The organism is Psychrobacter sp. DD43, from assembly GCF_904846555.1.
GTDB classification, from domain to species: Bacteria; Pseudomonadota; Gammaproteobacteria; order Pseudomonadales; family Moraxellaceae; genus Psychrobacter; species Psychrobacter cryohalolentis.
The window spans coordinates 45,304-59,671 of sequence record NZ_CAJHBE010000010.1 but is presented as its reverse complement, the minus strand read 5'-3'; the positions used below and the strand labels follow the sequence as shown (position 1 = coordinate 59,671).

The following is a 14,368-nucleotide window of genomic DNA, read 5'->3' as shown; positions in this document are numbered from 1 at the left end:
CGCATACTTATAAAAGTAAATCTGCCATAACACGCATAGAATTCTTCTATCCGCTTCACTCGATTGTAGCGAAAAAAATACTTAGATACTATAGTTAGTATTGATTATCATTTAGAAGTAATTTTGAAATTAAATAAAAATATTGATTTATGATAGGTTTTATAAAACATAAGGTTTGAGTTTATCCGCTTGCTCAAAACTCTCAAACCTTTGATAATAGACGTATCAAAGGTTATATGCCGCATATAAATAGAAGTATTGGCATATGACTCTTACTCATTTAAACGCGCAGCACTGATGCTGACGTTACATATTCGATAATAACAAGGAACAATTATGATAGACCAAAGCTTATTAGATGCCGTAAAGAGCTATAGTGTAAATATGACCCGCCCAATCAGCTTTGTCTTAGGTAGTGGCGAGCATAGCAAACGTGCTGAGTTGATTGATTTTTTGAGCAAAATCGCTGGTACGACAGATAAGATTCATTTTGACGCACAAGCTAACGATGACAGTTTGCCAAGCCCAATCAGTTTTAAAGTAATCAGTCACATTGATGGTGCTTTGACGGATACAGGTATTGTCTTTAGTGGTATTCCTGGTGGTCATGAATTTACTTCATTGATATTGGCGATTTTGCAAGCGGGTGGTCATACGTTAAAACTCGATGAAGGCATTCAAAAGCTGATTAAACGCTTTAATAAGCCACTACAGTTTCAAACTTACGTGTCGCTTTCTTGCCACAGCTGCCCAGAAGTTGTGCAAGCGCTAAACCAATTCGCGCTGCTAAACGATGACATCAGTAATGAGATGATCGATGGTGCACTATTCCAAGAGCAAGTAGAAGCGAATAATATCCAAGGCGTACCAGCAGTATTCTTAAACGGCAAGCCGTTTGCTAATGGTCTGATTGACACGGCTAAATTGATTGAGAAGTTACAAGAGCAATTTCCTGATTTGTTAGCAGAAGCTGAAGATGATGCTGAACAGTTAGAGCAACAAGATGTGACGATTATTGGTGCGGGTCCTGCAGGGGTCGCTGCTGCGATTTATACCGCGCGTAAAGGCTTAAAAGTCACCATGGTGGCTGACCGTATCGGTGGGCAAGTAAAAGATACGCAAGATATTGAAAACTTAATCTCAGTACCTTTAACCACAGGTGGTGAGCTATCGGTGAACTTCGAAAAGCATTTGCGCGAATATAATATTACGCTTAAAGAGCACGTCAGCGTCAAAGAGATTAGTGAAACGGCTGATGAAAATTATCGCATTCATCTAAATACCGGTGAGACCTTTGAGACACGCAGCATTATCTTGGCGACTGGTGCTCAGTGGCGTAAGCTTGGGGTCGCTGGCGAAGAAGAAAACATCGGTAAAGGCGTGGCTTTCTGTGCGCACTGTGATGGTCCATTCTTCAAAGGTAAAGATATTGCCGTCGTCGGTGGTGGTAACTCTGGTATCGAAGCGGCATTAGACCTTGCTGGTATCGTGAAGCATGTGACCGTGCTTGAGTTTGCTGATGATTTGAAAGCGGATCAGGTATTGATTAATAAAGCCAAAGAAAAGGCAAATATCGATATCATTACCAGTGCAGCGACCCAAGAAATTAAAGCGACTGAGGGTAAAGTATCGTCTATCGTCTATCAAGATCGCAATAGCAGCGAGAATAAAGAGCTTGATGTTGCAGGGGTGTTTGTACAGATTGGCTTGATACCAAATACTGGGTTCGTTAAAGGCTTCGTCGATTTAAACCGCTTTGGCGAGATTGAAATTGATGAGCGCTGCCGTACAGATCGCAAAGGTATCTTTGCTTGTGGTGATGTTACGACTGTACCCTTTAAGCAGATTAATATTGCGATGGGTGAAGGTTCAAAAGCGGCATTATCAGCGTTTGAATATTTGGTTATGCAGTAAAAATTTGCTCTATAGTTAGTCTTAAAAGCCATCTCAAATGAGGTGGCTTTTTTAAATAATTTCAAATTATTTTATATTACTTATTTTAGGTAAGACCAATATAAAACTTAAAACATAGTGATCTTAAAAGTGAATCAGAAATCGGCTTACTTAAGATATGAGAAAGAGTTCAGAATTTCTACTAAACCTAATAAGGGGTTACTGTGTATTCCACGTTCTGTAGAGGTTTGCTGATAAAAAACATAAAAACCATCATCAGAGTTTATTTCCTCACGATCTTTAAAACAGTAATTTATATAACGTTTTAAATCATCAATAGTATTTTGCAAGTCACGACTTTCAATTGTCTTAATATCATTGATTTCCGCTAATTTATCATGAGTCATTCTTCCTGAGTAGATATCTTCAATGATATTTGGTCGAATAGTCACTAAATAAGAAACGAAAGCTATTAACAGTAAGTTGATATAATATATATTATCCTGTCTGAAGCTTGATACTAAAATTTTTATATTCAGCATAACTCTTTCAGATTGTCTATAAGAAATTTTATTTTTAGATAGAAGACACGCCACAAGATGGAAGAAGCTCATATGATTATTGACGTATTGTAATGATTCTACAATTCCGTATGATTTAAACAAATTTCTTTGGTACTGGCTTATTGAGTCACTGTTTTCAATAATATTAAAACGAGGTAGTGTCGCCTTAATATCTACAAATTTCTGTAAATAAGTATTTGCATCAATTCCTACTCCATATTCAGCTTTAATAGAGTGCTCTAACTGCTCTTGATTGACAGACAGTACGAAGACAACGTTTTCTACAGAAAAGAAATGCTTTATTTTTTCTAAAATTTGAACTGCAAATTTTGGTCGGCAGCGATCTAATTCATCAATTATAATAATCAAAGGCTTTTCAGTTTTACCCACTATTGCTGCTATTTCAGATAATGTATCTCGATAGCTTTCGAATAAGCCTTTAGTATTTTGATGTGCATGAAACTTCTCTTCTGCAAATTTATTAAACTGTTCTGAAACATCCTCAGCAATATCGTCTGTTACTTTAGATAGAGAGTCAATTTCAGCTTCACCTATTGCATTTAAAGTCAAAGCTTTGAGGCCTACTTTTCCAGTCCATAACAATAAACGTTTACTAACCTCAACAGTTTTTTCAAAAAGCTCTTCACGTCTTTTATCTTCTTTGCCTAGTTTCTTCTTAATAAAATCATCTATTTCAAAGGCAATAGGGAAAAAAGCATCATCAGTGTAATCAATCTTAAATGCATCAATATAAATACATGGAAAACCTTCAGATACAAGTTTTGCTTGCCACATATTTATAAAAGTCGTTTTACCTTCTCCCCATTGTCCGTCTAACGCAATAACTAGCTCATCCTTATTAGCAACTACGATGTTAGTAAGCTTATCAGCGAAGTTCTCACGGTTAAGTAAATCATTAGCAAATGGATTAGCTTCATCTATAACAAATTTTGTTGGTTTTACTTTCATTATTTTCATTCCTTTAAAAATCGCATTTGGAAAATCAGTTTTTATTCCTGATTAAAAAAATAATTGGTAGTGCAATCACATACATTAGTACGCCATATAAGGCAGCAGGTAGGGCAATAACTGGCAATGTACTCACGCCCATAATAATAGGGGCTAAGGTAATCGCGGTCGTACTGTTTTGAATACTGGTTTCTATAGCGATGGTTTTGGTATCAAACCAGCTTAGCTGTAACGCCTTTGCTGTCAAAATACTGATGATGAATAAGGTGACAATAATCAGCACAAGCTCAAGTCCAATAGAAGCCAATTGCTCCTGTAGTAATTGCCAATTAGTAGCAATAGCAGCAAGGACGATTAAGACAAAAAAGACACTGGCTAAGCCATTTAAGATGCCGCTTCTACGCACCATAAAATCAGTGAATTTATAACGGGCGAGCATACCTATCGTCACTGGCAAGGTGGTCAATAAAAACATGACAACGCCGATTTTGACCGCACTGATAGAGCCTGCTTGGTCTTTCATAAAGTGATTGAAAGCCAAGGTGATTAAGATAGGCAGGGTCACCACTGATAATAGACTGACTACGCCCGTGAGCGCGACCGACAGTGCTACGTTACCCTTGGCGTAGTAGGTGAGCATATTACTGGTCACGCCGCCGGGACAAAAGCTAATCAGCATTATACCAAAGGCGATGGCAGGTGGTGGCGACATCAGTAAGACGACCGCTAAAGCCACGAGTGGTACAAATACAACTTGGTTAATCAACCCTATAAAGAATGCTTTGGGGTGACTTGCGATAACCTTAAAGTCACTGGGCTTAAGCCCTGTTCCTAAGGTAAACATAATATAAGCAAGGGCTAATGGCAGCAGAGCTAATGCGGTATTACTCATGGAACATTCCTTGTAAAGTTAACGGTTATACTTGCATTATATTTATAACGCCCACTCCTTGTGGCGATATATTGCTTTACAGCATCTAAAATATAGTCTTAAATATTATAAAAGCCCATATATTTATATGGGCTTCTTGGTTTATTGCTTTAAATTATTGATTATGATATCAGTCGTCTAGCAAATCCATACGCTTAGCCGCTTCATAGATGCCAGTTGAGCGATTGCCCGTACGGCAGAATATCAGCATTGGTTGCTCAGCTTGATTAAAAAAGTCAGCAAACTCTTCAACATGGTTTTGATTTAGCTCACTACCAGCAAAGGACACTTCTTTATAAGCAAGTCCTGCTTTTTCGGCGGCAGCAGCAATCTCAGCACTGGTTGGCTGGTTCGGCTCTTCACCATCCGGACGATTGTTAATAATGGTTTTAAAACCATTTTCTGCAATCATTGGAATTTGGTCAGGGGTGATTTGTCCGGTGATACTTACTTGATGGCTCATAAGAGCTCCTTTTATTTTTTATATTAAAATTAAATATATAGTACGAGAATACAAAGCCTAAGCGCAATGGATAATTTTCTAAAGATAAAGTGTGTAAGCTTTATTGCCTTTTTATATCAACGCTTATAGCAGCCCTTGCATCAATGCGCTTTGGTACAACAGCTTGGCACGTGCGCCTGTACCACAAAACATCAATATGGGTTTTGGCATCGTACGATAAAAAGCAGCAAACTGCTCCACAGTCGCCATACTCAAGCGCTCATCATCAAAGGGTAAATGCTGATAATTCAAATTGGCTTTCGCCGTTGCACTACTAAAATCACAGCTATTAGGCTGCGAATCAACCTCAGCGTCAGGACGAATATTGAGCACAGAGCGGTAGCCAAGCTCTGCAATTTTGATACATTGGCTTGGGTAAATTTGCTTATAAATAGTTAAGTCATCGGTCATAAGTAATATCAATAAAGGTTATAAAAAAAGTAGAGGATATAATGAGTTCAAAAAAAGCGCTACAGGCTAGTAGTTTTTTTAGTAATCCTAATAATTTAGCATAACACAGCTTTTATCATATCTATATGTTATAGATAGCCATTAATTATTCTTAGTCTAATAAACAGTACAAATGACATTAATGAGTGTCTTTTAAACCATTAACTGCATCCATAGTGCTTAAATAAACGTGTCCTGATAAATCAGTAATCACCGGTGTGTGCTCAATGATGTCCATGACAGGTCCTTTAATAAAGCTAAAGCTCAAATGCTTATTTTGATTTAATAGCTCTTGATTTAAGCTGATCAGCATCTCTTGTCCGGTCAAATCGATATGATTAACGGCCGACATAATAAGAATAATCTCGCTTGCCTCTGGATATTGACGCGTGGCTTGTACCACGTGACGATGCACTGATTCGCTATTACCAAAAAACAAGCTCTCATCAATACGCAGCATCAATATATTGTGAAAGGTCACTACATCATGACGATTAATATTGCGAAAATGACCTGTCCCTGCGAGCTGCCCAACGATAGCGACATGCGGTTTGCTTGACTGCCAAATTAAGCTAGCAAATGACACCATAAGTCCAATCACGAGCCCTGTATTTAACCCAAATATCAATACGCCGACAAACGCGGCGATAAAACTTGCTGCATCTAAGCGGTCGCGGTGCCATGCCGACTTTAGCGTCGCTATGTCAATAAGACCGATGATAGCTGCCATGATGGTTGCGCCCAAAATTGCATAAGGCAGCGGGGCAAGCAGATACCCGAATGCTATCAAGGCAGCTATCATAACTAACACTGTGACCAAGCTCGCTAAAGGCGTTTTGGCACCTGAATCGACATTGATAGCCGTACGCGAAAATCCGCCAGCGATAGGAAAGCTTTGAAAAAAGCTACCAGCAACATTAGCCAGTCCAAGCCCTGTCAGCTCGCGATTGGCATCAAATAGCTCACCGCGCAAACGTGCATAAGTGCTAGCAACAGAGCTGCTCGATACAAACGCAATCAGCGCCATCAGTCCTGCGGTCGGTAATAAATTGAGCGCTTCATGAAAGTCTGGCAGATATGGCGCTGTAAAGCTTGGCAGTCCTTGCGGTACATTACCAATCGTTGCCACACCGCTTGTCGTCCAATGTAAAACGATACTGAGAGCGATTGCAGCGGTCAGCAATATAAGAGGAAACAGGCGCTCTGCCCATTTTGCATAAGAGGCGGATAACCAAGACTGCCAAACCCATTTTTTACCATAGCGATTAAGAAGCATGAGTGCAAAGGCGCTGATACCAATTACTAGCGTCAACGGATGCAGCTGATTGGCATACATCTGCATGCTCGATAAATAACCGATTAAGCCATCGCCTGAAATGGGTATGCCAGTTAGATATTTAAGCTGGCTTATAAAGATAAGCACAGCGGCACCACTGATAAATCCAGCAGAGACGCCGCGGCTGATAAACTGCATAATCCAGCCCAATTTCAGCTGTCCTGCCAGCCACAAAATCGCACCCATCATGAGTGCTAGTAGGGCTGCCATCAATATATACTGCTCAGCGCCCTTATCCGCATAAGGATGCAGCGCGCTTGCAGTCATAATGGCGGTCACAGCAGCAGGTCCGACGGCTTGTACATTACTAGAGCCGAGCCACGCATATACCGCCACAGGCACGATAGCCGCGTATAAGCCATAGACTGGAGGCAAGCCTGCCAAGACCGCATAGCCCAAGCTTTGCGGAATAACGAGCACGCCAACGACGATCCCTGCAATGATATCGGTTGGCAAGGCAGACAGCTGATATTGACGTAGCCAAACAGGTATCAGTCGAGTGGCAATAGAGGGCATGGCAGTACGTCCTCACAATAAAAAATGTTCATGAACATCAGAATTTAATCAATGAGATTTAGCCAATCATCTATGCCTCAGCAGGGGCACAAAAACGCTGATATAACAGCTCTAGTATGGCTAATGCATCATCACTAGCGATACTATAGTAAATCTGCTTGCCTTCACGGCGTGTCGTCACTAGCTCATCTTTACGCAAAATACCAAGCTGCTGCGATAAGCTTGGCTGCCCAACACCGACTAAGCTTTCAAGCTCGCTGACGCAGTACTCTCCTTGAGTTAGCTGACAGAGGAGGAGCAAGCGATCAGGGTGCGAGAGTGACTTAAGCAGTTGGCTGGCTTGCATTGATGCTTGCTGCATTTTTTCAGCAAGGTCTTTTGGCGCAAAGCCTTCATTGCTGTCACCATTGGTATCAAATGTGCTCAGTACTGAAGTAGAAGTGATCAGAGCGAGCTCCTTAGATAAGAGATAAGAGATAAAAATATAAATGGGAAGATTGTATATAACTGTATAGGGTTAATTATCAATCATATCGCCATCTATAGCAAGTTATCATTATTTACATTATATAAATTGATATATCATAAAATAATTGCTATATTGAGGCTCATAGCCAATTGATAGACTTATTTTAAATACGATAGATATCGTCCTATTATACGTAACAATTCATCGAAAATTAAAACATTCATATAAAAATGGAGAGTAGCCATGCAAGTTCATTCATTCTTACATAGCGATACAGAAACCTATACCCATGTGCTCGCCGACATTGAGCAGCAAGTGTGTGCGATTATTGATCCCGTATTGGATTTTGATGCCAAGTCAGGACGTACGCGTACAACGAGCGTCGATGAAGTGGTTGAATTTGTCAAAGAGCATGGTTGGGAGCTGATCTATATTATCGAAACTCACGCCCATGCTGATCATGTATCGGCAGCTATTCATGTCAAAGAGACACTTGGCGGGCAGTTAGTAATCGGTCAGCACATTACTGAAGTTCAAAAAATATTTAAGCAGATTTTTAACTTTGATAGCAGTTTTCGCACCGATGCCGGTCAGTTTGATGTTTTGACCGATGATGGCGACACTTTAGCGCTAGGCGGCATTACTATTACTGCTATGTATGTCCCCGGTCATACACGTGCTGACATGGCTTATCTGGCCACTGACGACGAAAAAACCGTGGTGTTTGTCGGTGATACTTTATTTGCCCCTGATGTGGGTACGGCGCGCTGTGACTTCCCAGGTGGGGATGCCAAAACTCTATACCAATCGATTACAAAACTGCTCGAATTGCCCGAAGATACGATGATGTATCTTTGCCATGACTATCCCAGTAAGGGTCGTAAACATTGTCCAACTACGACGGTCGCTGCGCAAAAATTAGGCAATATTCATGTAAAAGAGGGTATCAACGAAGCTGAGTTCGTAGAGATGCGTGAGCGCCGTGATGCCAATCTTGAGATGCCAACACTCATTATTCCAGCAGTACAAGTCAATATCGATGCTGGTCATTTTCCAAAACCTGAGAATAATGGTACACGTTATCTAAAAGTACCTATCAATGTCCTTGGGGAATAAACACCGTGTTAGTACAGTGTTATCTAATTCTGCATTTTTATGATAATTCCATATTTATGATAATTTAACGGAGTCTTATTATGAGTGAAAAAAATGCTCATGTAGTATGCCCACATTGCCAAGCAACGAATCGTGTACCAGATTCCAAACTCAGTGCTGCACCAAACTGCGGTAAATGTGCGAAGCCTTTACTGACTGCAACGCCGCATGAGTTAAATGCCCAAACGGTGAGTAAAGTTATTCAAAAAAATGAAGTGCTGACCATCGTGGACTTCTGGGCCAGTTGGTGTCAACCTTGTCTTATGATGGCACCGGAGTTCAAGATAGCTGCCAGCCAGTTGCCACAAATCGTGTTTGCTAAAATACAAACCGATAAATATGAGCAAGCAGCGGCGCCTTATACTATTCGCAGTTTACCAACGATGGTAGCGTTTAAAAATGGGAAAGAGATAGCACGGCAGTCGGGAGCGTTACCAAGCCATCAAATCGTGCAATGGGTACAAAGCTTAAAGTAGTTGTTATTGCCATAAATGCTGTCTCATAACTCTGACTTTATTGAATTCAACAAAAAGCCAATACGTGTATTGCGTATTGGCTTTTTTATTATGCTGGATGAATTAGAGCAGTTTTAGCCTACTCACCATAAATCTTGATGCCATTAGCAAAGCTACAGCGTTGAATACGTGCTGACTGGATAATCGCATCACGTTCGCCGTATAGACGCGATAACTTGGCATCACGCGCTTTATTATTGTTGCTTTGACCAACCCCAAAGCTGATATTAGGGGAGATGCCCCAGCGCCCTGCAGATATCCCAACACCCACACCTGTCGATGCTAAGGTTGATTGCTCGTTACGGGCAGCATTCACATAACTATTGACACGGATATACTCTTGATTTAATGCTTGGCAATCATAGCTCTGATAGGTGCTTGGCGGGATGTATTGCGGCGTAATATTACCCGTAGAAGCACAGCCTGAGAGACCAAAAATGCCAGCGGTTGCTAGTAATGCTGTTACAGTAAGAGTTTTCATAGCGGCTCCAGTAAGCTAATATTGCGTTTTTATTTATTTAAGATAGCAAAAATATTCTCATTAAGATATTGAAAATACATAGAATATTTCGTCATTTTCATTGCAGGAGTATTTGTGCTTATCTAAGTGCTTATCAGAATAAGTTACCCGGTTTGGTAAAGGCAAGTATCACAATACCCACATATGCTGCCCCAGCAATGAGAATACCGGTTTTTCTTTGGCTCGGTGTTGCAGTATTATTAAAGGCTTTTATACTGGCGCTGATAGCAGCCACAAGCAAGATGATTTTGGCAAATACCCATTGTACAGGTGCATTGGCGCTCATCAATTGCATCAGCATACCAACGCCTGAAAGAATCATAACAGCGTAGAGGATGTGCGACGATATCTTGACCACACGCGGTGCTTGCTTATTTGCGCTTAATACCAGATAGCTTTGATATAAAAACAGCACAATCAACAGCACGGCCATGAGCATATGTAAATGTTTCATTAAATATGGTTCCCTTTAAAATTATATTTTTCATCGATAGCATTTGATTATTTATTGCAAAAAATAAATATCATTTAGCCTTTATTTTGTCCAGCACATAACGGGCTGTCAGGGTTTTGACCTTGCCACTCTGTCGGTGTATAGGCATGAATCGCTAAGGCATGGATTTGACCACCTTTTGAGGTTAACAATGCATCTGCCAAATGATAAACCATTTGGTGACGGGCAACCAAGCGCTTGCCTGTAAACGCTTCGCTGACCATAATAAGTTTAAAATGACTTTCTTTACCGTCAAAGTAACCGGCATGATTCATTGATTCGTTAACGAGTTGCATATGCAGCGGTTGTAATTCTTGCAACTGCTGACTAAGTGCGTCGGCAGTAGGGGTGCTACTGGTGGTAGAGGTAATGGTAGTCATAACAATCCTTTATTCTATTAAGCTTCATTGTCGTTAGACAATATATCGTCACCATTATAGCAGACGCTGATATCGAGTCTGCATGGTATTGATGGAATGCATTCTATGAGTAACAGGTATAAAAAAGCAGAGCGCCACATGATGATATGGGCTCTGCTTGTCATGACTTATGAGTGTCTACTTTAAAAATTCTGCTTAAAAAGTACTATTAACGACGTGCTCTTTGATAGAGCGGCATTACTTTTGGCATCAGTGACTGCAACTCAGCGATACGATTGCTACTAGTTGGGTGAGTGCTTAAGAATTGTGGTGGCTCGCCTTGGCTGGCGCGCTGCATTTTTTGCCACAAGGTAATAGCGGCTTGTGGGTTGTAGCCTGCACGTGCCATTAGCTCAAGACCGATTTGATCCGCCTCAGCTTCTTGGGTGCGACTATGCGGACGGCTCAAACCTAGGTCACCAGCGACGTTTGCAAGCTGAGCTTGACCTTGTGATAGACCAAAAATACTGGCTGCGACACCGATACCGGTCTGAGTTGCATATTGACGCGATAGGCGCTCACGTGAATGCTCACGTAAGGCATGAGACATCTCATGACCCATAATAGCAGCGATTTCATCATCACTTAAGTTCAGACGATCGATAATGCCTGTGTAGAACATGATTTTACCACCCGGCAGCACAAAAGCATTCAAGTCGTTAGATTTAATCGTATGCACTTCCCATGGCCATTTTGCCGCATCAGGGCGATAGACGCCAACTTGATTGACCAAACGATTAGAGATATTCTTCAAGCGATTTAGCTGGGCAGTGTTGGTATCAAGCAAACGTTTCGATCGTGCTTCTTGTATCGTTTTATTATAACTCTGAGCGGATAGTTGCAATACTTGCTCACTTGATACGAGTAGCAACTGCTGACGATCAACGCCAACGGCACCCGTACTGGTCGTGCTAGTACAACCTGTTAATGCCAGTGCTGACAATGAAGCTGCCATAACTGTCGTGGTAAGTAGTTTTTTCATAGTAAATGTCCTCGCTATAAATAAGAAAATTAAAGTAAATAACAGCAATGTTGATGCAGTAGAGGTAAGGGAAGCTTATTATTGACGTTCTACTACCTTCTCTCAATCTACTAAAGTTGATGCAGTAGAGGTAAGGGAAGCTTATTATTGACGTTCTACTACCTTCTCTCAATCTACTAAAACAGTAAAATTCTACCTGAACCGTCCTTGTGCATAAGTATAATTATGTTAACTATTAAAAACCAATAGAGCAAAAGTAACAATACAAGGTAGGATTGTAAGTGGCATTCATGTATAACTTGCGGATAAATCTGCTTGAATAATCAAAAAATATGTTAAAGAGAACATTTGAGCAATTATTTATAAAAATAATTGGATATCGATGGTTAGAAAAATAAACCATAAAATCAATTGTATATGAGAATTATCGTCGTAATAAACACCTAAAAGTTGTGATATCTATAAGAAAGTTAAAAAAACCTGTTGACACGCTCAGAATATTTGCTAAAATAGCCAGCCTATCGAGACGTAGCTGTTAGCAATAACGCTATAGATTGATATTAAGCGGGAATAGCTCAGTGGTAGAGCATAACCTTGCCAAGGTTGGGGTCGAGAGTTCGAATCTCTTTTCCCGCTCCAAATATGGCTTGTAAAAGCACTAAAGCCTCACTTCTTATAAGAAGTGAGGCTTTTTTTATGCCTGAAATTTGAGTTAGCCATCAGTTAGCAGCATCCACAGCCAATGGCAATGCCTATAGTGGCATGATACTCAGTCAAATATAAATCATTACAAAAACTGCATGAACTTAGCACATTAGTACAAACTATCCCACGCATAATCATTTCTAGTCAGCGCTTCGATTACAATCGCGTTGAAATAGTCGTACTGGCAACTGCTTACTCTTAAGATTGATGCAGGTATTAGCCGTACGCTTTCAATAGCTATGCATTTAATAGTGCTGTAAACGAGCTGAGCACATTTATATTTGAGCACATCTATATTGAGAAATCATTATGCAAGAATTTCAACATAAAGCCTTTAATGAACTATTCGATTTGTCAGGTAAAGTTGCCATTGTGACGGGCGGCGCAAATGGTATTGGTAAAGCCACAGCGCTACGCTTAGCAGAAGCGGGTGCTAACATTGCTATTGCTGATTTAAAACTTGAAGATGCACAGGCAGCAGTAAAAGATATTGAGGTGCTTGGGGTAAAAGCACTTGCCGTAGAATGTAATATTCTAAAAGATGATGATTTGGTCACTATGGTCGATACAGTAGTCGCTGAGTTTGGGACTGTTAATGTCTTAATCAACAATGCGGGCGGCGGTGGTGGCGGTCGTGAAAACCCAACCACAGCATCGATCGATGCCATTCGCCGTGATTTTGAGTTAAACGTCTTTAGTGGCTGGCGCTTAAGTCAACTGTGCATGCCGCTTATGAAAAAATCAGGATATGGCTCGATTGTATTTACCACCTCGATGTCAAGTGTTAATAAAAGCCCGAATATGAGCGGCTATGCAGGCTCAAAAGCGGCTGTCAATCACATGGTAGCAAACTTGGCGCATGATTTCGGTCCTGAAGTACGCGTCAATGCGGTAGGTCCAGGGGCTACGCGTACCGATGCTTTGAAGACGGTACTAACGCCAGAGATTGAGAAGAAAATGCTAGCAAATACGCCTATTAAGCGTTTGGGTGAGGCGGATGATATCGCTGGTGCTATGTTGTATTTTGCTGCGCCAATATCGACTTGGGTCAGTGGTCAAACCATATTTGTGAATGGCGGTGGTGTACAGACTTTGGATTAATAGACAGTAGCTTTTATGATATAGGTAATCTACTTTTAAAAGAGTACAAAACTACTGGGTTTAATTATTCGCAGCCTCTGTCTGCGTAGGCACAGCAAGCAAGAAAAATTAACCCTAGTAGTGCTTTATAAAATTTGTATTTCTTTTATTTAGGACTGACTATAGGAACGGCACTTAATAAGAGATTGGGTGCCGTTTCTTTATTGTATAGTCGTTTCCATTTAAAAATAATATCGACTCATTATCTGATTTAGCTATGATTTACTAGCTCGCTTACGTCCCATTAAGCTATTTGCAACCCATGCCGGACCAATCAACAAGAATTGTAAATCTTCAAAAAAGGAGGGCTTTTTGCCTTCGATCTTATGACCGATAAACTGCCCAATCCATGCTACCACAAAGATGGCGGCCCACACTTTAAAGCCCCAAGGTAACAAGGCCATCACTGAAAGGCAAATAAGAATAAACATTCCCATTGCCATAAATAGTGGCGTCGATAAGCGCATGTAAAATAACAAGACTAGGGCGCTCATGATTAAGGTAAACCAAACGGATAGCGACATCCCCATACCAAGCAGACTGACAAAAATCGTTGGCACACAAAGCCAATGTATCTTCTTATTGATAAGATTTTGATGACTGACAGAGTACTCACTGAGCCACTGCTCAAGCGTACGTTTGGACATTCGCTTTTGCTGAGTAATAGACATACCAACCTCCTTGTTAGTAAATAAACGACTGATAGCAGACAAAAAAGTAATCTACTGTTAATGACCAGTTGTAGCACTAATTTGCGCAATCCGCCATTTTATCTGTTAGACCGTAGAGTCAAATACTCTAAGCCTTTGA

15 protein-coding genes and 1 tRNA gene are annotated in these 14,368 nt (G+C 40.7%); 5 read left to right on the top strand and 11 right to left on the bottom strand.

Annotated features, from left to right (window positions below):
* Window positions 1-336: 336 nt before the first annotated feature.
* Entirely contained in the window at window positions 337-1,914 is a 1,578-nt protein-coding gene (ahpF, locus tag JMX89_RS07185; protein WP_201551259.1) for an alkyl hydroperoxide reductase subunit F, read from the top strand.
* 146 nt (window positions 1,915-2,060) lie between these two features.
* Here ahpF and JMX89_RS07180 read toward each other — a convergent pair whose 3' ends face one another.
* From JMX89_RS07180 to JMX89_RS07155, 6 genes are all read right to left on the bottom strand, one after another.
* Complete coding sequence (locus tag JMX89_RS07180; RefSeq protein WP_201551257.1) at window positions 2,061-3,425, bottom strand: P-loop NTPase fold protein; 1,365 nt, start codon at window positions 3,423-3,425, stop codon at window positions 2,061-2,063.
* A gap of 34 nt (window positions 3,426-3,459) precedes the next feature.
* Window positions 3,460-4,317 (bottom strand): bile acid:sodium symporter family protein, encoded by an 858-nt coding sequence (locus tag JMX89_RS07175; protein ID WP_011514389.1) that lies wholly within the window; start codon window positions 4,315-4,317, stop codon window positions 3,460-3,462.
* A 169-nt stretch (window positions 4,318-4,486) separates the two neighbouring features.
* Complete coding sequence (locus tag JMX89_RS07170) at window positions 4,487-4,819, bottom strand: TIGR01244 family sulfur transferase (protein ID WP_181209676.1); 333 nt, start codon at window positions 4,817-4,819, stop codon at window positions 4,487-4,489.
* Window positions 4,820-4,942: 123 nt separating this feature from the next.
* Complete coding sequence (locus JMX89_RS07165; RefSeq protein ID WP_020444227.1) at window positions 4,943-5,269, bottom strand: beta-lactamase hydrolase domain-containing protein; 327 nt, start codon at window positions 5,267-5,269, stop codon at window positions 4,943-4,945.
* Between the two features lie 178 nt (window positions 5,270-5,447).
* Window positions 5,448-7,160, bottom strand: a complete 1,713-nt coding sequence (locus JMX89_RS07160; protein WP_201551255.1) for a SulP family inorganic anion transporter — start codon at window positions 7,158-7,160, stop codon at window positions 5,448-5,450.
* 70 nt (window positions 7,161-7,230) lie between these two features.
* Window positions 7,231-7,521, bottom strand: coding sequence for an ArsR/SmtB family transcription factor (locus JMX89_RS07155; protein WP_011514385.1), 291 nt, complete (start codon window positions 7,519-7,521; stop codon window positions 7,231-7,233).
* A 351-nt stretch (window positions 7,522-7,872) separates the two neighbouring features.
* Here JMX89_RS07155 and JMX89_RS07150 point away from each other — a divergent pair, with 351 nt between their 5' ends.
* Window positions 7,873-8,745 (top strand): MBL fold metallo-hydrolase, encoded by an 873-nt coding sequence (locus tag JMX89_RS07150; protein WP_201531137.1) that lies wholly within the window; start codon window positions 7,873-7,875, stop codon window positions 8,743-8,745.
* Window positions 8,746-8,825: 80 nt separating this feature from the next.
* Window positions 8,826-9,260 carry a thioredoxin gene (gene trxA / locus JMX89_RS07145; RefSeq protein ID WP_201531136.1) on the top strand — a complete coding sequence of 145 codons (435 nt, stop codon included), beginning with the start codon at window positions 8,826-8,828 and terminating at the stop codon, window positions 9,258-9,260.
* 118 nt (window positions 9,261-9,378) lie between these two features.
* Here the strand turns inward: trxA and JMX89_RS07140 are convergent, their stop codons facing one another.
* The 4 genes from JMX89_RS07140 to JMX89_RS07125 all read right to left on the bottom strand — a co-directional run bounded on the left by JMX89_RS07140 (window position 9,379) and on the right by JMX89_RS07125 (window position 11,713).
* Entirely contained in the window at window positions 9,379-9,780 is a 402-nt protein-coding gene (locus tag JMX89_RS07140; RefSeq protein ID WP_011514382.1) for a hypothetical protein, read from the bottom strand.
* 133 nt (window positions 9,781-9,913) lie between these two features.
* Window positions 9,914-10,273, bottom strand: a complete 360-nt coding sequence (locus tag JMX89_RS07135; RefSeq protein WP_011514381.1) for a SirB2 family protein — start codon at window positions 10,271-10,273, stop codon at window positions 9,914-9,916.
* A gap of 74 nt (window positions 10,274-10,347) precedes the next feature.
* Window positions 10,348-10,692, bottom strand: coding sequence for a BolA family protein (locus tag JMX89_RS07130; protein ID WP_011514380.1), 345 nt, complete (start codon window positions 10,690-10,692; stop codon window positions 10,348-10,350).
* 208 nt (window positions 10,693-10,900) lie between these two features.
* On the bottom strand, window positions 10,901-11,713 hold the full coding sequence (locus JMX89_RS07125; RefSeq protein ID WP_011514379.1) for a M48 family metallopeptidase: 813 nt from the start codon (window positions 11,711-11,713) through the stop codon (window positions 10,901-10,903).
* A 564-nt stretch (window positions 11,714-12,277) separates the two neighbouring features.
* Between JMX89_RS07125 and JMX89_RS07120 the strand changes: the two genes are divergently transcribed.
* Window positions 12,278-12,352 (top strand) — tRNA-Gly (locus JMX89_RS07120).
* Window positions 12,353-12,727: 375 nt separating this feature from the next.
* Window positions 12,728-13,519, top strand: coding sequence for an SDR family oxidoreductase (locus tag JMX89_RS07115; protein WP_201531135.1), 792 nt, complete (start codon window positions 12,728-12,730; stop codon window positions 13,517-13,519).
* A 254-nt stretch (window positions 13,520-13,773) separates the two neighbouring features.
* Here JMX89_RS07115 and JMX89_RS07110 read toward each other — a convergent pair whose 3' ends face one another.
* Entirely contained in the window at window positions 13,774-14,229 is a 456-nt protein-coding gene (locus JMX89_RS07110) for a DUF962 domain-containing protein (protein ID WP_201531133.1), read from the bottom strand.
* Window positions 14,230-14,368: the final 139 nt, after the last annotated feature.